At 72.1% G+C, this 18,418-nt stretch carries 21 protein-coding genes; 4 read left to right on the forward strand and 17 right to left on the reverse strand.

The window, feature by feature from the left end:
• Window positions 1-144 precede the first annotated feature (144 nt).
• Entirely contained in the window at window positions 145-1,104 is a 960-nt protein-coding gene (locus DEU32_RS09880) for a helix-turn-helix domain-containing protein (protein ID WP_114850361.1), read from the forward strand.
• A 67-nt stretch (window positions 1,105-1,171) separates the two neighbouring features.
• On the opposite strand, the gene DEU32_RS09885 is transcribed toward DEU32_RS09880, so the two are convergent.
• Genes DEU32_RS09885 through DEU32_RS09900 form a run of 4 tightly spaced genes read right to left on the reverse strand, consistent with a single transcriptional unit; the run spans window position 1,172 to window position 5,088 of the window.
• Window positions 1,172-2,644, reverse strand: a complete 1,473-nt coding sequence (locus DEU32_RS09885; RefSeq protein WP_114850362.1) for a hypothetical protein — start codon at window positions 2,642-2,644, stop codon at window positions 1,172-1,174.
• The gene (locus tag DEU32_RS09890) at window positions 2,634-3,452 is read right to left on the reverse strand and encodes a TIGR03943 family putative permease subunit (protein ID WP_114850363.1); all 819 of its coding nucleotides are present in this window, start codon (window positions 3,450-3,452) and stop codon (window positions 2,634-2,636) included. The genes DEU32_RS09885 and DEU32_RS09890 overlap by 11 nt, the downstream gene beginning before the upstream one ends.
• A complete protein-coding gene (locus tag DEU32_RS09895; RefSeq protein WP_114850364.1) occupies window positions 3,439-4,452 on the reverse strand; it encodes a permease in 1,014 nt (337 codons plus the stop codon). The genes DEU32_RS09890 and DEU32_RS09895 overlap by 14 nt, the downstream gene beginning before the upstream one ends.
• A 57-nt stretch (window positions 4,453-4,509) precedes the next feature.
• Window positions 4,510-5,088, reverse strand: coding sequence for a TetR/AcrR family transcriptional regulator (locus tag DEU32_RS09900; RefSeq protein ID WP_114850365.1), 579 nt, complete (start codon window positions 5,086-5,088; stop codon window positions 4,510-4,512).
• A 99-nt stretch (window positions 5,089-5,187) separates the two neighbouring features.
• Here DEU32_RS09900 and DEU32_RS09905 point away from each other — a divergent pair, with 99 nt between their 5' ends.
• Complete coding sequence (locus DEU32_RS09905; protein ID WP_114850366.1) at window positions 5,188-5,502, forward strand: multidrug efflux SMR transporter; 315 nt, start codon at window positions 5,188-5,190, stop codon at window positions 5,500-5,502.
• Between the two features lies 1 nt (window position 5,503).
• Complete coding sequence (locus DEU32_RS09910) at window positions 5,504-5,884, forward strand: multidrug efflux SMR transporter (RefSeq protein WP_114850367.1); 381 nt, start codon at window positions 5,504-5,506, stop codon at window positions 5,882-5,884.
• Between the two features lie 173 nt (window positions 5,885-6,057).
• Here DEU32_RS09910 and DEU32_RS09915 read toward each other — a convergent pair whose 3' ends face one another.
• The gene (locus DEU32_RS09915) at window positions 6,058-7,197 is read right to left on the reverse strand and encodes an LLM class flavin-dependent oxidoreductase (protein WP_058741896.1); all 1,140 of its coding nucleotides are present in this window, start codon (window positions 7,195-7,197) and stop codon (window positions 6,058-6,060) included.
• Window positions 7,198-7,495: 298 nt separating this feature from the next.
• Window positions 7,496-8,299 carry a phosphatase PAP2 family protein gene (locus DEU32_RS09920; protein ID WP_147281443.1) on the reverse strand — a complete coding sequence of 268 codons (804 nt, stop codon included), beginning with the start codon at window positions 8,297-8,299 and terminating at the stop codon, window positions 7,496-7,498.
• A 331-nt stretch (window positions 8,300-8,630) separates the two neighbouring features.
• Between DEU32_RS09920 and DEU32_RS17170 the strand changes: the two genes are divergently transcribed.
• Window positions 8,631-9,092, forward strand: a complete 462-nt coding sequence (locus DEU32_RS17170) for a DUF4383 domain-containing protein (RefSeq protein ID WP_167509977.1) — start codon at window positions 8,631-8,633, stop codon at window positions 9,090-9,092.
• Window positions 9,093-9,315: 223 nt separating this feature from the next.
• Here the strand turns inward: DEU32_RS17170 and DEU32_RS09930 are convergent, their stop codons facing one another.
• From DEU32_RS09930 to DEU32_RS09980, 11 genes are all read right to left on the reverse strand, one after another.
• Window positions 9,316-10,626: an ATP-dependent RecD-like DNA helicase gene (locus DEU32_RS09930; protein WP_373286861.1), complete on the reverse strand. Its 1,311-nt coding sequence runs from the start codon at window positions 10,624-10,626 to the stop codon at window positions 9,316-9,318.
• On the reverse strand, window positions 10,626-12,557 hold the full coding sequence (locus tag DEU32_RS09935; protein WP_114850370.1) for a cytochrome c oxidase assembly protein: 1,932 nt from the start codon (window positions 12,555-12,557) through the stop codon (window positions 10,626-10,628). Before DEU32_RS09935 ends, DEU32_RS09930 begins: the two co-directional genes overlap by 1 nt.
• Window positions 12,558-12,723: 166 nt before the next feature.
• Window positions 12,724-13,011, reverse strand: coding sequence for an HU family DNA-binding protein (locus tag DEU32_RS09940; protein WP_058741891.1), 288 nt, complete (start codon window positions 13,009-13,011; stop codon window positions 12,724-12,726).
• A 291-nt stretch (window positions 13,012-13,302) separates the two neighbouring features.
• Window positions 13,303-13,608 (reverse strand): 30S ribosomal protein S14, encoded by a 306-nt coding sequence (rpsN, locus tag DEU32_RS09945; protein WP_022903745.1) that lies wholly within the window; start codon window positions 13,606-13,608, stop codon window positions 13,303-13,305.
• A gap of 2 nt (window positions 13,609-13,610) precedes the next feature.
• Entirely contained in the window at window positions 13,611-13,781 is a 171-nt protein-coding gene (gene rpmG / locus DEU32_RS09950; RefSeq protein ID WP_022908193.1) for a 50S ribosomal protein L33, read from the reverse strand.
• A complete protein-coding gene (rpmB, locus tag DEU32_RS09955; RefSeq protein ID WP_022903747.1) occupies window positions 13,781-14,017 on the reverse strand; it encodes a 50S ribosomal protein L28 in 237 nt (78 codons plus the stop codon). Before rpmB ends, rpmG begins: the two co-directional genes overlap by 1 nt.
• A 485-nt stretch (window positions 14,018-14,502) precedes the next feature.
• Complete coding sequence (locus DEU32_RS09960) at window positions 14,503-15,198, reverse strand: alpha/beta fold hydrolase (RefSeq protein WP_114850371.1); 696 nt, start codon at window positions 15,196-15,198, stop codon at window positions 14,503-14,505.
• A 10-nt stretch (window positions 15,199-15,208) separates the two neighbouring features.
• Complete coding sequence (locus DEU32_RS09965; RefSeq protein WP_114850372.1) at window positions 15,209-15,622, reverse strand: Fur family transcriptional regulator; 414 nt, start codon at window positions 15,620-15,622, stop codon at window positions 15,209-15,211.
• Window positions 15,619-16,566, reverse strand: coding sequence for a metal ABC transporter permease (locus tag DEU32_RS09970; RefSeq protein ID WP_114850373.1), 948 nt, complete (start codon window positions 16,564-16,566; stop codon window positions 15,619-15,621). Before DEU32_RS09970 ends, DEU32_RS09965 begins: the two co-directional genes overlap by 4 nt.
• The gene (locus DEU32_RS09975) at window positions 16,566-17,396 is read right to left on the reverse strand and encodes a metal ABC transporter ATP-binding protein (RefSeq protein WP_258554834.1); all 831 of its coding nucleotides are present in this window, start codon (window positions 17,394-17,396) and stop codon (window positions 16,566-16,568) included. Before DEU32_RS09975 ends, DEU32_RS09970 begins: the two co-directional genes overlap by 1 nt.
• 56 nt (window positions 17,397-17,452) lie before the next feature.
• A complete protein-coding gene (locus tag DEU32_RS09980) occupies window positions 17,453-18,367 on the reverse strand; it encodes a metal ABC transporter solute-binding protein, Zn/Mn family (RefSeq protein WP_114850375.1) in 915 nt (304 codons plus the stop codon).
• Window positions 18,368-18,418: the final 51 nt, after the last annotated feature.

Raw genomic sequence — 18,418 nt, forward strand, 5'->3', positions numbered from 1 at the left:
AGGCGCGGTGCCGGCTGGCACCGCGCCTCCCGTTCGTCATCCCGCCTGTCCGGCGCGCGCGGCCCTTGTCCGCGGAACGCGACCGACGAGTCCGACCCACGCGACACGCTGCGCGGTCCGGGCACGCGGGGGGAGGCTGGGCCGATGACCTCCACGGCGAACGAGGGACCCCGGTCCCTGGTCTCGGTGTCCGGCACGGACACCGACGCGGCGGTCGCCGACCTCGCGGGCATGTACGCCGGCAAGTCCTGGCACTCGTCGCACGTCGACGACGACTACTGGTACCGCTACGTGGCGATCGGCGACGACCGGATGAGCATCCGGCGCTCCCAGATGCACGGCTCCCTGCGCGGCGACGTCGCCGTCGAGGGGCAGGTCGTCGTGCAGTGGATCGACTCGGGGTCCGCGACCGTCGACGTGGGGCGCAACGCGGTCCGCATGCAGCCGGGTGTCCCGACGCTCTTCCCGATCGAGCAGCGCTTCGACATGGAGTACCGCGACTGGGACCAGCGGCTCGTGCACCTGGACCGCGACCTGGTGCTCGACGTCGCGTCGGAGCGGTACCTGGTCGACGGCACGCTCGCGTTCGACCGCTTCACCCCGCCGGACGCCGCCTCGGTGGACCGCTGGCGGACGGCCGTCGGCGGTTCGGTGCGGGCGCTGCGCGACGAGGGTGCCGAGTCGCTCGCCTGGCACGAGGCGCAGCGCGACGTCGTCCGCGCCCTGCTCGACCTGTACCGCTTCCACGGCGAGACGGCCCCGGTCGGCTGGGGCGAGCACCGGAACGTCCGTGTCCGCGCGGCCGTCGAGACGATCCACTCCCGCGCGCACGAGCCGCTCACGGTGTCGGACATCGCACGGGCGGCGGACCTGAGCGTCCGCGGGCTGCAGGAGTCCTTCCAGCGGGTGCTCGAGCGCACGCCGATGGAGTACCTGCGCGAGGTCCGGCTGCGCCGCGCCCACGACGACCTGCTGCGGTCCGAGCCGGGCACGGTGTCGGTCGCGGACGTCGCGGTGCGGTGGGGGTTCACGCACATGGGCCGGTTCTCGGGTGAGTACCTGCGGCGGTTCGGGGAGTACCCGAAGCAGACCCTGCGGCGCTGACGCGCTGGCTGCTGCGCTGCGGGCTGCCGGTGTTGCGCGGCGCTGCTGGTGCTGCGCGCACCGCGTGTCAGCTGATCTCGTCGCCGGAGGGCAGCGCGCCGCACCAGTCGACCGAGGCCGCGTCGATGCTCGCCTCGAGCGCCCCGGAGGACGCGTCGACGATGCTCACCAGGTCGCTCGTCGCCGACTTCGTCGCGACGGCGAGGAACTGCCCGTTCGGCGACGGGCAGACCGCCGTGATGCTCGCGTCCGCGGGCACGACGACGGGCAGCCGGGAGGCACGGCTCGCGTCCACGCGCAGGATCCGCTGGGCGAGGGTCCCGTCCGGACGCACGTCGCCCACCACCCGCACGTAGGTGTCCTCGTCGAGCTGGGCGATCCGCCCGAGGTAGGCGGCGTCGGTGCTCCCCGGCGGGGCGGCCAGGGGCGTGCGCTTCCCGTCCGTGAGGTCGAGGCGGACGACCCCGGTGCCCGTCTCGACCACGGCCGTCGTCCCGGTGCCCACGAAGCCGTGCAGGTAGGTGGCGCTCCCGAGCCGCACGGGGTCGGTCTGCCCGCTGACGTCGACGAGCACGAGGTCGTCCGAACCGGTCCGGACGAGGGCCCGCTCGGTCCGCGGGACGTACGCCCACTGCGCGACGGTCATCGGGACGGCGCCGGCGGTGGGCTTGCCGTCCGCGGCGACGGCGGTCGGCAGGTGCGTGCCGGTCATGTCCACGACGTACAGGCCGACGTCCCGGGACTGCCCGGTCGTGGTGTCCGCGTACTCGAACCCGAAGGACGCGCCGTCGTCGGCGACGTGCAGGGCGGTGACGCGGCCCTCGGCTGTGGGCAGCGTGAGGTGCTCGACGGGCGCGGAGGGGTCCTGCACGCCGCCCGCGAGCGAGACGATGTCGACGGCGGACCGGCCGTCGGTGCCGCTCACGACCACCAGGGAGCGGCCGAGCCGGGCGTACTCGGTGATGTCTGCGGCCTGGTAGACGGTCGTCGCACCGCCGGCGTCGAGGGACCGGCGGACGATCCGGTCCTTGCCGGCGCTCCCCGCGGTGCCGCTCGTCCCGCTCGTCCCGCTCGTGCCGCTCGTGCCGCTCGTGCGGCTCGCCGCCGGGACGAGCGCGAGCACGTCGGTGCTGCCCGTCCGGATCGTCGTCCGGAGCTCCGACGTCGCTGGCTGTCCGGGTGCCCGCACGCCGGCCACCGCGATCTCGTACGACCGGTCGTAGGCGAGGGGTCCGGCGAACTCGACGGCGATGGTGTTGCCGCTCGACGTCACCGTGTGTGCGGCCGCCGGGGTCACCGTCACGTCCCCGGCGGACACGCGCTGCAGCGCCTGGTTCGCGGTCAGGATCACCCGTTGCGCCGGCCGGGACACCAGCCCGCTCGGGTCGTACGTGACGTCGCGCAGCCGCGGGCCCTGCTGCGCGCCGATCACCGCGGCCACGGCGCCGACGAGCACGAAGACCGTCAGCGACGCGACGAGCCGGCGGCGGAACCGGTCCCGCGGCCGGCGGCGCAGCTGCGGGGGGCGGTCAGTACTCATACGGGTCCGACGGCTGGGCGATCCGGGTGACGCTCGCGGCCCGGATGACGATCCGTGCGTCGGCCGACGGGTCGGGGTTCGCCGCGAGCTTGCCCTCGACCCGGACCCACTGGTCGGCGTCCGGCATGGTGCCGTCGGTGACGACCCCGAGTCCGACGGGCTGGGCATCGACGGCGCAGCAGCTGATCACGAAGCGCGTGAGGGTGAACGTGCCGTCGGCGCCGGGGACCACGAACCCGGTGAGCCGCACGGGTTTGCCGACGAGCGACGAGGTGTCCGTGGTCTGGCGGATCACCGCGGCCCAGTCCTTCACGCCGTACTGCGAGGTGTCGACGCCGGCGCTGCCGAGGAGCGCGACGTCCTGTGTCCCGGTGGCGTTCGACAGCGTCGGGGTGTCCACGCTCCGCTGCTGCGCCGTCCGGGCCGACAGGGTCGCCGGCGGCAGCACGAGCATCGCGACCGTGACCCCGACGGTGACGAGTGCCGCCGCACCGCCGAGCACCCGGCCGAGGACCCGGCGGCGGGTCGGCGCGGTGGACGCGCCGTGGCCGCCGTGCCCGTCGTGGTGGTCGCCGTGGTCGTCGTCGGCCCCGACGTCGTGCCGGTGCCCGTGGCCGCGCGCGACCACCACGAGCCCCGCGACCGCGGCCGGGACCGCCACCGCCGCGAGCACGATCGTGAAGACGTCGTACCGCGGGTTGATGTACAGGTCGAGGTGCCCGACGGCGGCGAGCCACAGCGTGCACAGTGCGACCGCGAGCACCGATCCGAGCCCCAGGTACGCGGGGCCCTTGTCAGACGAGGACATTCATCACCAACCCGACCGCTGCCGTGAACAGGGTGCAGACGACGGCGAGCAGCACCAGGAAGCGCGCCCGGAAGGTCGTCCGGAGCAGGGCGATCATCTTCACGTCGATGATCGGCCCGATGAGCAGGAACGCCGTGATCGACCCCGGCAGGAAGGTCGAGGCGAAGGACAGGGCGAAGAACGCGTCGACGTTCGAGCAGAGCGACACCGTCATGGCGAGGAGCATCATCGCCGCGACGGACAGCACCGGGTTCGCCCCGATCGCGACGAGGGTGGACCGGGGCACCGCGACCTGGATCGCCGCGGCGAGTCCGGCGCCGACGAACAGCGCCGGCATCATCGTCGCGGTCTCGCCGCCGAACTGCGCCGCGCTCTCCCGCCAGCGGTTCCGGGCCCGCGGTGCGCCGACGGCCGCGCGGCACCGGGCCTCGAACGCGGGCAGCAGCAGCTCGGCCGGGCGGCGGTGCGCGGCGACGATCCACCCGACCAGGTTCGCGAGCACGAACCCGCCGACGATGCGCACGACCAGGATCCAGCCGGACCACCCGAACGCCTGCGCGGTGCTGATGATGACGAGGGGGTTGAGGATCGGTGCCGCGACCAGGAACGTGACCGCCTCCGCCGGGGTGAAGCCGCGCAGCATGAGCCCGCGGGCCAGCGGGACGTTGCCGCACTCGCACACCGGGAAGAGCATGCCGATGAGCGAGATCACCGCGCGCCGGGGCAGCGGGCGCTCGGGCAGCAGCTTCTCGAGCACGCCGACGGGCACCCACACCTCGACGACGATCGACAGCACGATGCCGAGCACGACGAACGGCAGCGACTCGACCACGACGCTGATCGCCAGGGTCAGGAGGTCCTGCACGACGTCCGGCAGCCCGGTCGTCCCGACGCTCGGCGACACGACGCGCACGGCGAGCAGCACCACGACGGCACCGAGCACCAGGCCGGGGCCGGTGAGCGTGCGGGTCGGGGTGGGGCGAGTGGGGGCGCTCGTCACCGGGACAGGATAGGCGAGGAGCACGTCCGCTCCCGCCGAGCCGCGCGGTGCCGGGTCTCAGGCGGTGGGCAGGCCCGTCAGGTGCCGGTCGAGCAGCGCGATCGCCCACTCGCCGGACTCCCCCGGGGCCAGGCGTGTGACGTGCACGCAGAGCCCGTCCACGAGGGCGTGCAGCCGACAGGCCTCGTCGACGCGGTCGTCCTCGGGCACCCCGACCAGCGCGACGATCCGGTCGCACCAGGCGCGCATCTCGGCGACCACCCGGTCGAGGGCCGGCCGGAGCGCGTCGTCCGTCAGCGCCGCGTTCCCGAGCGCCAGGTAGACGTCGAGCTCGACGATGCGTTCGTCGTCGAGCGGCAGGAGCTCGACCAGGATCCGCCGCGCGGTCTCGTCGTCCGGCAGCCCGGCGGGGATCGCGTCGATGCGCTCCCGCGTGCGGTCGAACACGAGCGTGATGGCGTGCTCGCGCATCGCGGCCTGGGTCGGGAAGACGTACCGGACGGTGCTCGGCGGCAGCCCGGCCTCGGCCGCGACGCCCCGGACGCTCAGCGCGCCGAGGCCGTCCCGGGCGAGCACGCGGCACGCGGCGTCGGACACGTCGACGCGGCGCTGCTCGAGGTCTTCGCGCGTGGTCATCCGTCCATACTCGCACGGTCGTGCGAGTCGTGCTACCGTCGGTCCGGTAAGAGTCGCACACTCGTGCGACTCACGCCGGAACGAGGAGAGGAGCCTCCCATGGCCTGGCTGGTCCTGGTGGCGTCCGGCGTGCTCGAAGCGGTGTGGGCCACCGCGCTGAGTGCGTCGAACGGATTCAAGAAGGTGGTCCCGACGATCGTGTTCGTCGCCGGCATGGCGCTGAGCATGGTCGGCCTGGCGTTCGCGATGCAGGCGATCCCGGTCGGTACGGCCTACGCCGTCTGGGTCGGGATCGGCGCCTCGCTGACCGTGGTCGTCGCGATCCTGCGCCGTCAGGAGGCCGCGTCGCTGGCCCGGGTCGCCCTCGTGCTCGGTCTGGTCGCCTGCGTGGTCGGCCTCAAGGTGGTGAGCTGAGGTGGCGTGGCTCGTCCTGTTCGTCAGCGCCGCGCTCGAGACCGTCTGGGCGACCGCCCTCGGCGCGAGCGACGGCTTCAGCCAGCCGGGTCCGACGGCCGTCTTCGCCGTCACGATCGTCGTCAGCCTCGTGGCGTTCGGCTACGTGCTCCGGCACATCCCGATCAGCACCGCGTACGCCGTGTGGACGGGCACCGGCGCCGCGCTCACCGTGCTGTGGGGCATGGCAACCGGAGTGGAGCCCGTCACGGTCCTGCGCCTGCTGTTCATCGCCGGGATCGTCGGCTGCGTCGTCGGCCTGAAGCTCGTCCCCGCCCGCCCGGCCCCCGCCCGCCCAGCCCCCGCCCGCACCTCGCACTCCGATCCGCGCGTCGGAGACTGATCCGCGCACAGGAGGCCGATCCGCGCATGGGAGGACCGGAGATCCGGCTTCCGATGCGCGGATCGGCATCCCAGGTCGGTCGCGATGGGACGGAACGTCACCGGCGTGACGGACGGGAGGCACGGTGCCAGCTGGCACCGTGCCTCCCGTCCGTCAGGTGGTCACGTCTGCGGTCAGACGGACGCGCCCGTCCACGCATCCTCGGCCGCGACGTGGTCGCTGCCGACGGTGCCGGCGGCGAGCGCCGCGGCCACGCGGTCCGCGTGCGACGGCGGGTCCGACGGCACGTGCGCCGGACGGTCCGCGTCGTTGATGCGACGGAGCTCGGGGACGATGTCCTCGGCCAGGATGTCGATCTGCTCGAGCACCGTCTTGAGCGGCAGCCCGGCGTGGTCGATGAGGAACAGCTGGCGCTGGTAGTGCCCGACGTGGTCCTTCATCGTCGCGTACCGGTCGATGACCTGCTGCGGGGAGCCGACCGTGAGCGGGGTCTGGGCGGTGAAGTCCTCCATCGAGGGGCCGTGACCGTAGACCGGGGCGTTGTCGAAGTACGGGCGGAACTCGTTCCACGCGTCCTGCGAGTTCTTCCGGGCGAAGAACTGCCCACCGAGACCGACGATCGCCTGGTCGGCGGTGCCGTGCCCGTAGTGCTCGAAGCGCTGGCGGTACAGACCGACCATCTGCTCGGTGTGCTGGATCGGCCAGAAGATGTTGTTGTGCAGGAAGCCGTCGCCGTAGTAGGCCGCCTGCTCGGCGATCTCGGGCGTGCGGATCGAACCGTGCCAGACGAACGGCGGGACGCCGTCGAGCGGACGCGGGGTCGACGTGAAGCCCTGCAGCGGGGTGCGGAACTTGCCCTGCCAGTCCACGACGTCGTTCTCCCAGAGCTGGCGGACGAGCGCGTAGTGCTCGATCGCCAGGTTCACGCCCTGGCGGATGTCCTGGCCGAACCAGGGGTACACGGGGCCGGTGTTGCCGCGGCCCATCATGAGGTCCATGCGGCCGTCGGAGATCACCTGGAGCATCGCGTACTCCTCGGCGATGCGCACCGGGTCGTTCGTGGTGATCAGCGTCGTGCTGGTCGACAGGGTGATGTGCTTCGTCCGACCGGCGAGGTAGCCGAGCATCGTCGTCGGGCTCGAGGCGACGAACGGCGGGTTGTGGTGCTCACCCGTGGCGAAGACGTCGAGGCCGGCTTGGTCGGCGTGCTCGGCGATCGTCAGGATGTCCTTGACGCGCTGGGTGTCGTCCGGCGTCCGGCCGGTGGTGGGGTCCGTCGTGACGTCGCTGACGGTGAAGATGCCGAACTGCATGGTGCACGCCTCCTGGCTTGCTCGCTCGCGCCGGTCTGTTCGCCAGCGCCCAATCGATGCGTTTGCATCGACTTGATGGGTACAACGTAGCGCAGGCGGCGGCATTCCCGCCATCTCCCGGCTCCGGGCGACTCTGGCCGGAGGATCCGGCGTCCGCCCGACACCGGCCCTCGCCCGTCGCTGGCTTGTGATGGAGCAGACGATGTCGGGTCCTGCGCCGCTGCCCGACGTCGTCTGCTCCATCGACAGGGTCGGCGCGCGTGGGCGGCGTGGGCGGACGGGCTCGGACGGGCGGGCGTCAGCGCTGGGCGGGCAGTGCGGCGGTGTCGGTCCGGTCCGCGTGGTGCTGACGGTCCGCGAGCCACACCACGGAGACCACGGCGAGCACGCTCGCGCTCGACGCCATGCGCCCGGCGACCAGGATCGCGCCGTGGTCGTGCGAGCCCCCGGCCAGCCCGACGACGAGCGCGACGACGCCGACCAGGAACGTGACAGCGGTACCGATCAGCAGGATCGCGGTCACCACGCGCCGCGGACCCCGGCTGCCGTCACGGTCCCCGCGCTCACCGCGGTCCACCCGGGGGCCGACCGCGCGGACGACGCCCACCCAGAACAGGGCGATGGCGCAGGCACCGACGATGTCGCTCACCCGGTGCCAGCCGTAGACCACGGTCTGGTTCGCGACGAACACGGCGTACGCGGTGCCGAGGAGGGTGACGACCCCGCGGAAGCGCCTCGGCGTCACCATGAGCACGGCAAACAGGGCGGCCAGCGCGATGGTGGCGTGGCCGGAGGGGAACGAGTTGGGGGTCGTCGACTGGGCGATCTCCGGGCGCTCGGCGATACGCTTCACGAGCGTCGAGGTCGCTGCCGACGCGAGCACCACGACACCTGCTCCGAGCCCCACCGCGAGCCGGCGTCGGGCGAACGCCACGGCCGCGATGACGACGACCAGCAACAGGATGACCGGCACCGAGATGACGTTCAGCGCAGTGTCCGAACCGAACAGGTCGGACTCGCGGACCCCGCCCAGCGCGGCGTCCTCGACCCGCTGCCCGACGGACGTCAGCACGGCGGCCGCGTAGACGGAAGGAACGATCACGAACCCCAGAGCCGCAAGCAGCCCCCACCGGAGCCGTCGCGAGACGCTCGGTCCCCGCGACTCGGGTGCCGTGCGGTCGGGCGTTCGGGTCACCGGACTGGTCCTCCTCGGTGTGGCGGTCATCGGCCTCCTCGTGCGCCTGGTTCCTCGGGTGCGATTCGGACGGTCGGGGCCGGTCACGATACCGTTGGTCCGCCGGTCTGCGCCTGTGAACGAGGGGAGCACCCCCTCCGGGAGCGACGGCCGCACCGCACGCGGCACACGGGCGGACGCACCGGCTCCGTACGCCGGCGGGCCCACCGCCACCACCCTGTACCAGGAGGAGACCGAAGTGGCCATCAAGGAACCGAGCATCACCGCCTCGCCGAACCGCGGCCTGGCCCTGACGGCAGGTGCCCTCCTCGCGCTCTGGGGCTTCCTGGGCTTCTTCCTCGCCGCCGACGGCGACCCCGGCTTCTTCAGCCGCCAGGGCGGGATGCTCTGGAACGCGTTCGGCGTGAACCCGGCGATGTCGCTGCTCTGGGTGCTCCTCGCCGTGGTGCTGCTCATCACGGGCCTCGGCACCACCATCGGGTCGCGGAACGGCAACCTGCTCGTCGGCATCGTGCTCGTCGTCATGGCGGTGTACGGCTTCGCGCTCGGCAACACCTCGGCCAACGTCTTCGCCCTGACCTTCGCGGACAACCTGTTCCACGCGATCGTCGGTGTGGTGCTGCTGCTGACGGCGTTCGGCGCCGACCGTGAGAACATCCGCGCCATCCGCGGTTCGCGCCGCATGGACGTCACCGTCTGATCGACCGCTCCCCCGACGCCCCGTCCACCCCGGTGGGCGGGGCGTCGTCGCGTCGGGGGGGGGCGAGTGCTGGCGCGCGAGCGGGCAGGACACGCCGCGCGTCGTCCGCCGAGCGTGCGCGATCCGTCGGCGGTGACGCTCGATCGCGCCAGATCTGGGCCACTCGGCGGACGACGATCGTCGGGTTGCGGGCGCGTCGGACGAGCGGCGGACGCGGTGGACCTCAGGCGTCGGCGTCGGGCTGGCGGGCGGCCTCGAGCTCGGTCGCCACGATCCGGGGAGCCTCGGACATGAAGCGTCGGACGTCCAGGTCGACGATGATGTCCTGCGGCCGGAGTGGGCGCGTCAGGTACAGCCCTTCGAGCGAGGTCAGCCGGGACAGCGCGACGTAGGTCTGCCCGGCGCTGAACACCCGGTTGCCGAGGTCCACCACGGCGCGGTCGTACGTCGAGCCCTGCGACTTGTGGATCGTCACCGCCCAGGCCAGGCGGAGCGGGAACTGCTGGAACTCCCCCACGGTGTCCTTCTTGAGTTCCTTCTTGTCCGGGTCGTAGGAGTACTTGAACTTCTCCCACACGGACGGCTGGACCTCGAACGACTCCCCGTCGACGTCGACCCACACGGTGTCACGGATGGTCGTCACGACGCCGAGCGTGCCGTTCACCCAGCGCTGGTCGGGGTCGTTGCGCAGGAACATCACGTGCGCGCCGGGCTTGAGCTCGAGCGCTTCGTCGGCCGGGAAGTTCCGACCGCCGAAGTCGCCGTTGACGTCGGCCCTGGCGGTCTTGACCTTGCCGGGGAGCCGGTCGAGCGCCGCCTTGTTGATCCGGGCCACGGTGTCGTTCCGGGTCGCGAGCGTGATCGCGTCGTCGGGTGCCGGCCGTGCCCCCGCGGCGTTGAGCTGCCCGGCGACGTCGGCGGTGACGCGCCCGTGCCGCACCGCGGTGAGCATGGCCGCGAAGGCGTCGTCACGCTGCCGGTGCACCTTCGCGAGTTCGACGATGTGCAGCTCGGCCTCGAGCCACACCTTCGCGTCGAAGAACCACATCGACCGGTAGTGGTCGGTGAAGTAGGCGCGCTCGTCCCCGTCGCCCGGGACCGGCGGCAGCTGGTAGGGATCACCGAACATCACGACCTGGACGCCGCCGAAGGCCTCGAACTGCCGTCCGCGGGCCTTGCGCAGCGAGCGGTCCATGGCGTCGAGGAGGTCGGCGTTCACCATCGAGACCTCGTCGATCACGAGCGTGTCGATGGTGTTGAGGAGCTTGCGGGTCTCGGGTCCCTGGCGGAGCTCGGCGTCGGCGATGAGTCCGATGGGTAGGCGGAAGAGCGAGTGGATCGTCTGCCCGCCGACGTTCAGCGCGGCGACCCCGGTCGGTGCGCAGATCACGACCTGCTTCTCGGTGTTCCACGACAGGTGGTTCAGGAGCGTGGACTTGCCCGTCCCGGCACGACCGGTGATGAACACGTGGTCGCGTGTCGTCTCGATGTACTCGAAGACGGCCCGCTGTTCGGCGCTGAGCTCGACGGCCATCAGGCGTCCGTCGTCACCGGTTCGGTCGGCCGCGGGTCCGTCACGGCGCCGCGGTCCCGACGGAGTCGGAGCAGGACGACGACCACGACCGTGACGAGCAGGGCCGATCCGGCGACGACGAGGACCACCCCGCCGCGCGCCTGGTCGACGAGCGGATCCGGACCCCACGTCCGCCCCATCGCCCCGAACCACGACGCCTGCACGAGCCCGAGCGGCCCCTGCAGCGCGACGCCGAGCGAGACCACACCGGCCGCGACGACCACGGCGCCGGCGATCCGGACCAGGGCGGCGGGGACCGAGGCCGAGCGGGCACCGGCGGCGACCGGCGTGAGCAGGGTGGGGACGGCGAGGAGCCCGACCAGGAGCAGGCCGACGTCGACGAGTGTGCGGCCGGTCGGGTCGCTCACCGACCAGCGCAGGACCTGGGTGCCGTAGAGCGCCCACCACACCGTGGCGAGGAGCACGAACGCCGGGAAGGGCTGCACGAGGTACCGCACGACGCCGTTGTCGACGAGGAGCCCCGTCCATTCGCGGACCCCGGTGCTGTCGTCGTCACGCGTCTGCACCGCGGCGCGGACGAGCCGGACCGGCGCCGCGGCCCAGAGGAGCGCAGGCACCACCAGGCCGAGGACGACGTGCGCGCCGACGTTCGCCGAGACCAGGAAGCGGTCGTAGGTGTGCAGCGAGCCCGAGGTCGCGACGACCAGCGACACGAGCGCGATCCCCATCGCCACCGACCGGCCGACCGGCCAGCCCTGCCCGCGGTGGCGGAGCCGGACCACGCCCGCGACGTACGCGGCGGCGACGAGCACCGCGGCCATGAGCCAGAACAGGTCGATGTTCCACGCCGTCAGCCAGCCCCAGGCGCCCGGGTCACGGGGCAACGGGTCGTCGGTCAGGAGCTCGGCGGGCGACGGGTTGGTGGTCTTGCTCAGCGCGACCTGGTCGACCGGGGTCGCGGTGCGTCCGAGCGCAGCGGCGAACCCGCTCGCGACGCCCATCACCGCGAGCTCCACGAGCACGAGCGTCCAGAAGGGTCCGCGGCGACCGGGCTCGGCGGTGAGTGACCGGATCGTCCGACGGCGGTGCACGGCGCCGAGCACGCCGACGGCGAGGAGCGCCGCGGACTTCACGATCACGAGCACGCCGTACGGGCTGCCGAGGTTCGAGAAGGCCCCGACCCGGATCTGCGCCGAGGCGACGCCCGAGACCGCGACGAGGACGAAGCACCCGAGCGCGATGCTCGAGTACCGCCCCACGACCAACGGCAGGCGATCGCCGCCGAGGACCCCGCGGAGCAGGACGAGGAGCACGAGTCCGCCGACCCAGAGCGCGGCGCCGACGAGGTGCAGCCCGAGTGCGGTCACCGCGGAGTCGTGGCTCGCGGTGCCGGCGGCGTGCCCCTGCTGCGCGATCGGGATCAACCCGATCATCGCGATGCCGGCGGTCAGCGCGACCATGCCGCGTGCCCGGACGGCGAAGCACAGGACCGTGACGGCCGCGGCGACCAGGACGGTGACGAGCCAGGCGAGCCCGAGGTCGGTGCCGGTGAGGAAGACCCCCATCGACTGGCCGAACTGCTCGTCGAGGCTGATCCGGGAGCCGGCGACGCTGAGGAACGTGAAGAAGGTGGCGACGGCGGCCGCGACGGTCCACACACCGGCCGCGCCCGCGGCGACGTCGATGGCTCGGTTCCACTCCGGGCGGCTGCGCGAGAGTCCCACCGTGGTGAGCGCGAGGCCGCCGATGGTGGCAGCCGCGGCCAGGTCGACGACGAGCCGCGCGATCGGCAGCCCGAAGCGCACGACCGCGCCGGGGTCGGCGATCAGGGCACGGTCTGCTCCCCCGCCGACGACGAGCGCGACGAGGAGCGACACGAACCCGACGAGCAACAGCACGGCGGGGCCGGCGATGCGCGCGATCCGATCCACCCGACAAGCCTAGGCGCTGCCCGGAGCGACCACCCACCCGCCGGGACTGCCTGTGGGCGGTGATCCGCGCCTCCAGGCCGGTGGAGGAGTGTCGCGGACCGCCGGCCGGGCCTGGGAACGACGGAAGGGACGGCCGCAGCCGTCCCTTCCGTGTGGTGCAGTGGTCTTACTTGACGGCTGCCTTGAGCTTCGAGCCGGCGCTGACCTTGACCGAGTCGCTCGCGGCGATCTCGATGGCCTCACCCGTCTGCGGGTTGCGGCCGGTGCGGGCGGCGCGGTGGGTCTTCTCGAAGGCGATCCAGCCGGGGATGGTGACCTTGGTGCCGTCGGAGACCGACGACGAGACGACGCTGAACAGCGCGTCGACGACGCCGTTGACGGTGGCCTGGCTCTGGCCGGACTCCTGCGCGACGGCAGCGACGAGCTCGGTGCGGTTCAGTGACTTGTCAGCCATGGATGTCCTCCTCGGACTTCTTGCAGTGTCGGTGGGACGTGCGGGACGCCCGCCCGCCCGGAGCGGGTGCCCTGGACGTTCTGGACCGGCGGGCAGGACACCCGGCGGAACCGTCAGCGAACCTACCAGCCGGACGGGTCGTCGCGGACCGACTCGCCCGGATTTCCGGGGTTGTCGAGGGTCTGGTGAGGTCCGAGTGACGGATGTGACGGCCGTGTACCCCGGTACGGGTCCGCGGACGACGAACGCCCCGTCCCTCGGAGGGGACGGGGCGTTCGCTGGAGCCGGTGCTTACCAGGAGCTCTTCGTGATGCCGGGGAGCTCGCCACGGTGGGCCATGTCGCGGAAGCGGACACGGCTGATGCCGTACTCACCGAGGTGGCCACGGGGGCGGCCGTCGATGGCGTCGCGGTTGCGGTAGCGGACCGGCGACGCGTCGCGGGGGAGCTTCTGCAGGCCGACGCGAGCAGCCTCACGCGACTCGTCGGTGCCGTTCGGGTCCACGAGGGCCTTCTTCAGCTCGAGACGACGCTCGGCGTAGCGCGCGATGACCTCGGCGCGCTGGTTGTTCTTCGCGATCTTGCTCTTCTTCGCCATGCTTAGCGCTCCTCACGGAAGTCGACGTGCTTGCGGATCACCGGGTCGTACTTCTTCAGCACGAGGCGGTCCGGGTTGTTGCGACGGTTCTTCTTGGTCACGTAGGTGAACCCGGTGCCCGCCGTGGAGCGGAGCTTGATGATCGGACGAACGTCCTGACCCTTCTTGGCCATCAGATCTTCTCCCCTCGGGCGAGCAGGTCCTTGACGACGGACTCGATGCCGCGTGCGTCGATGACCTTGATGCCCTTCGCGCTGAGCGTGAGCGTGACGTTACGACGAAGCGAGGGCACGTAGTACGTCTTCTTCTGCACGTTCGGGTCGAAGCGACGCTTCGTCCGGCGGTGCGAGTGCGAGATGTTGTGTCCGAAGCCGGGGGTGGCTCCGGTCACCTGGCACACTGCTGCCATGGTTTCCTCCTGAGGTACCGAGCGACCGGACGGCCGCTCCCAAGTTCACTTGCCTGGCGCACACGCGGAACGTCCGGGGACGATCCGAGGGGGTTGTGTGCGCCGCCCAGGCCCGCGGACCCTGTCGAAGGGCCGGGAGCACCGCGCGACCGCGGCGTTCGCGACGGTCGGAGGGCTTGGAACAACTGGGTCTGCCACGCGGACGCAGCGGACCAGGGGACAACGTTACGGGACGGCCGCGCGTGTCGCAAGCCGGGGCCGACGGGCCGGGTCGGGCGGGCAGGCGGCGGAGCGGCGGGGCGAGGTGGTGCGGGCAGCGGGGGCGAGCGGGCCAGATCTGGCACGCTCGGCACGCGGCGACGACGAAGTTCGCCCACTCGACGACTAGCGCACGGCATGTCCTGCCCGCTCGACGAACGCCGGCCCGCTCGACGAACGCCTGCCCACTCGACGAACGCCGGCCAGCGCCGGCGCCGAAGATCGCCCTACGCCGCCGCCGTCGGCCGCGGCGCCAACGCCTGTACCAGGAGCTCCCCGAGCTCCGTCGGCGCCGTCATCATCGGCCAGTGCCCGGTCTCGAGCCCGACGATCGTCAGGTCCTCCACCGCCGAGAGCTCCGTCGTCCAAGCGTGGTGCTCCGCGACCATCGCCGCGAGCTCCGTCGCCGGGACCTCGCACGACACCACGGTCGCCGGGATCGTGTGCCGCGCGGCGTCGGCGTAGTGGAACCGGTCCGAGGGCACCGCCGCGGGCTCCGGGACCGCCCGCTGCTCGAACGCCGCGCGGAGTTCCGGGGTCATCCCCCGCACGGTCGCCGGCTCCCAGACGTCCCACGACGACAGCGGCACGACGCCGTCGACGACCGGGAGCTCGTCGTTGACGCACCCGCCCTCCGGTCCCGGGAAGGTGTCGACGTACAGCAGGTGCGCGACGAGCGCCGGTCGCTGGTCCGCGGCCATGAGCACCATCGGCCCGGCCCCGGAGTGCCCCGCGAGCGCGACGGGTTCCTCCGGCGTGGCCACGTCGCCGAGCACGGCCACGATCGCCGCGACCTGCTCGTCGAGCGTGTCGCCGTCGCGCGTGATCGTCTGGACCGAGTGCCCGGCACGCTGCAGGACCGGGGTCACCTCGTCCCACGCGCTCGCGTCGAGCCAGAACCCGGGCACCAGGATGACGTGCATGCGCCGGAGACTACGCGCCGGTCCGCGACGCCGTGCACACCGCGCACTCGCCGAAGATGTCGACGACGTGGCTGGCGTTCGTGAAGCCGTTCGCGGCCGCGACGTCCTGCGCCCACCGCTCGACCGGGTCGGCCTCGATCTCGACCGTGCGGCCGCAGTTCCGGCAGATCAGGTGGTGGTGGTGCGTGTCGGTGGTGCAGGCACGGTAGAGCGACTCGCCGTCCTGCTGCAGCGAGTCGGCGTCACCCTCGGTCGCCAGGTCGGCGAGCGCCCGGTAGACGGTCGCCAGGCCGATCGTGGACCCGTCGTCCCGCAGGTGCTGGTGCAGCGCCTGCGCGCTGACGAACCCCTCGGTGCTCGACAGGGCGGTTCGCACCGCCTCGCGCTGCCAGGTGTTCCGCTTCGGCTTCTGCACGGCGTTCACGCGGTGACTCCTTCCCTGCGGCCCGCGTCGGTCGACGCGTCGGCTCCGCCGGCCGGGAGGCGCGGCTCGCCCCCGGCGGTCTGCTCGCGGACCGCGACCCGGTCGCGTCCACGGCGGTCCCTCCTGGAGCCGACGACGCGGCAGACGACCCAGATGAGGAACGAGATGGTGGTGACGTACGGACTGATCGGCAGCCCGCCGCCGAGGGCGAGCAGGATGCCGCCGACGACCGACACGACCGCGAACACCGTCGACAGGACGGGGACGACGACCGGGTGCGAGGTCAGTCGGAGCGCTGCGGCGGCCGGGGTCACGAGGAGCGACAGGACGAGCAGCGCGCCGACGATCTGCACGGACACCGCGGTCGCCAGGCCGAGCGCGAGCATGAACACGAGCGCGAGCGTCCGGACCGGGACCCCGGCGGCCGCGGCGACGTCCGGGTCGACCGAGGAGAACATCAGCGGGCGCCAGACGAGCAGCAGCGTGACGACGACGATCGCGGACACGACCACGAGCGAGGTGAGCTGGGGGTTGTCGACCGAGACGATCTGGCCGGTGAGCAGGCCGAACTTGTTCGCCGCGCGGCCCTTGTAGAGCGCGAGGCAGAGGATGCCGAGCCCGAGGCCGAAGGGCATCAGGACGGCGATGATCGAGTTGCGTTCGCGGGCCCGGGAGCCGAGCAGGCCGATGAGCAGCGCCGCGACGACCGACCCGACGAGCGAGCCGGTGACGACGTTCGCGCCGAACAGCAGCGCCGCGCTCGCCCCCGCGAAGGACAGCTCCGAGATGCCGTGCACCGCGAACGGCATGTTCCGGGCGACGACGAACGGGCCGATCAGGCCGCCGACGATGCCGAGCACCGCGCCGGCCCAGATCGAGTTCTGGACGAGCACGAGCAGCTCGCCGTAGTCCTGGAACGAGAAGACGGTCGACAGCACGTCCATCAGATCCGCCCTTCGTCCGGCACGGTCGCCTGCGGGTCGGGGTCGCAGTGGTGGTGCGCCCCGGTCTGGTCGTGGGGTTCGTTGCCGCCGACGATGACGATGCGTCCCATGGTCCGGACGACGTCCACGGGGGTGCCGTACAGGTCGCTCAGCACATCGGCGCGCAGGACCTCGTCCGGGGTGCCGATCCGGAAGCGCCCGCCGGCGATGTAGAGGACGCGGTCGACCACGTCGAGGATCGGGTTCACGTCGTGCGTGACGAACAGCACCGCGGCGCCCTGCTGCTGCCGCTGCCGGTCGATCAGTTCGGTGACGCCGCGCTGGTGCCGCAGGTCGAGCGAGATGAGGGGCTCGTCGCACAGGAGCAGCGCGGGGTCGGCCGCGATCGCCTGTCCGACGCGGGTGCGCTGCTGCTCGCCGCCGGACAGCTCGGCGACGGGGGCGTCCGCGAACGCCGTCGCGCCGACCTCGTCGAGGATCCGGTCGATCCGCGCGCGCTCCGCACGGCTGGCCGGCAGCACGCCCCAGCGTGAACCGGTCACGCCCTGCGCGACCATGTCCCGCGCGCGGAGCGGGGTACCGGACTCCATGAGCCGCTGCTGCGGGATGTACCCGATCCGCCGGTGGCCGCGTCGGACGGGCTGACCGAGGAACGACATCGTGCCGCTGGTCAGGCGCTGCTGGCCGAGGACCGTCCGCAGGAGCGAGGTCTTGCCGGCGCCGTTCGGCCCGAGCACAGCGACGAACTCCCCGGGTGCGAGGTCGAGGTCGAGGTGCGACCACAGTGCACGGGAGCCGTACGACAGCGCCGCGTCACGGAGTTCGAGCACGGCGGAACCGCCACGGCCGGGGGCCGCAGCGGTTCGCGAGGGGGTCTGGACGGCGGTCACTTCGCGAGGGCCGCCGTGATCGCGTCGATGTTCGCCTGCTGCCACGAGACGTAATCCTTCCCCTTCGGGAGCGTCTCCGTGACACCGACCACCGGGATGTCGGCCTGGTCGGCTGCCTTCTTGACCTGCTCGGTCTCCGGGCTGGACGTCTGCTCGTTGTAGGCGAGGAGCCGCACGGTCTTGTCGCTGAACAGCTTGAGCGTGTCGTTGAGGGCCGCCGGCGGGACGTCGTCGCCCTCCTCGATCGCCTCCGAGAAGGCTTCGGGCGTGACGTTGTCGAGCCCCATCGCCTCGAACAGGTACCCCGGGACGGGCTCGGTGTAGGCCACCTTCTCCCCGTCGACCTTCTGCTTCTCGGCGGCGGTCTGCGACTCGAGGTCCTCGAGCTTCGTGGTGAGCGTCTTCGCGTTCGCCGCGAAGGTGTCGGCCTGCCCGGCGTCGAGCTTCGCCAGCCGCTGCTCGACCTCGGCCACGAGCTTCACCATGGTCGGGTAGCTGTAGAACACGTGCTCGTTGAACTCCTTGTCCCCGTCCTTCTCGAGCCCGGAGAGGTCGACCACGTTGATGGTGGGGGCCTTCGTGTTCGCGGACTTCGCGAGCGTGGTCATGAAGTCGTCGTAGCCGCCCCCGTTCTCGATGAGCAGGTCGGCCTTCGAGACCGCGAGCTGCGTCTTCGCGCTCGACTCGAACGAGTGCGGGTCCTGCGACGGGTCGTCGAGGATGCTCGTCACCTCGACGTCCTTCCCACCGATCGACTGCACGATCGAGCCGTAGACGTTCGTCGAGGCGACCACGCGGACCGTGCCGTCGCTCGACGCGCTGCCAGGGGACGAGGAGGTCGCGCAGCCGGTCAGGACGAGCGCGGCGGCGCCGGCGACGAGCGGCAGGGCGAGGAGGCGGCGGTTCTGCATGCTGACGACCGTAGGCCTACTTGATAACGATTGTCAAAACCGATCTCATGC

This window comes from Curtobacterium sp. AG1037, assembly GCF_003349855.1.
Classification (GTDB): Bacteria; Actinomycetota; Actinomycetes; order Actinomycetales; family Microbacteriaceae; genus Curtobacterium; species Curtobacterium citreum.

What these genes read in the sequence shown, in the direction of transcription:
- DEU32_RS09880 (WP_114850361.1), top strand. Translation starts at nt 145, where the DNA reads ATGACCTCCACGGCGAACGAGGGACCCCGGTCCCTGGTCTCGGTGTCC.
- DEU32_RS09885 (WP_114850362.1), bottom strand. Translation starts at nt 2,644, where the DNA reads ATGAGTACTGACCGCCCCCCGCAGCTGCGCCGCCGGCCGCGGGACCGG.
- DEU32_RS09890 (WP_114850363.1), bottom strand. Translation starts at nt 3,452, where the DNA reads ATGTCCTCGTCTGACAAGGGCCCCGCGTACCTGGGGCTCGGATCGGTG.
- DEU32_RS09900 (WP_114850365.1), bottom strand. Translation starts at nt 5,088, where the DNA reads ATGACCACGCGCGAAGACCTCGAGCAGCGCCGCGTCGACGTGTCCGAC.
- DEU32_RS09905 (WP_114850366.1), top strand. Translation starts at nt 5,188, where the DNA reads ATGGCCTGGCTGGTCCTGGTGGCGTCCGGCGTGCTCGAAGCGGTGTGG.
- DEU32_RS09915 (WP_058741896.1), bottom strand. Translation starts at nt 7,197, where the DNA reads ATGCAGTTCGGCATCTTCACCGTCAGCGACGTCACGACGGACCCCACC.
- DEU32_RS09930 (WP_373286861.1), bottom strand. Translation starts at nt 10,626, where the DNA reads ATGGCCGTCGAGCTCAGCGCCGAACAGCGGGCCGTCTTCGAGTACATC.
- DEU32_RS09940 (WP_058741891.1), bottom strand. Translation starts at nt 13,011, where the DNA reads ATGGCTGACAAGTCACTGAACCGCACCGAGCTCGTCGCTGCCGTCGCG.
- rpsN (WP_022903745.1), bottom strand. Translation starts at nt 13,608, where the DNA reads ATGGCGAAGAAGAGCAAGATCGCGAAGAACAACCAGCGCGCCGAGGTC.
- rpmG (WP_022908193.1), bottom strand. Translation starts at nt 13,781, where the DNA reads ATGGCCAAGAAGGGTCAGGACGTTCGTCCGATCATCAAGCTCCGCTCC.
- rpmB (WP_022903747.1), bottom strand. Translation starts at nt 14,017, where the DNA reads ATGGCAGCAGTGTGCCAGGTGACCGGAGCCACCCCCGGCTTCGGACAC.
- DEU32_RS09960 (WP_114850371.1), bottom strand. Translation starts at nt 15,198, where the DNA reads ATGCACGTCATCCTGGTGCCCGGGTTCTGGCTCGACGCGAGCGCGTGG.
- DEU32_RS09970 (WP_114850373.1), bottom strand. Translation starts at nt 16,566, where the DNA reads ATGGACGTGCTGTCGACCGTCTTCTCGTTCCAGGACTACGGCGAGCTG.
- DEU32_RS09980 (WP_114850375.1), bottom strand. Translation starts at nt 18,367, where the DNA reads ATGCAGAACCGCCGCCTCCTCGCCCTGCCGCTCGTCGCCGGCGCCGCC.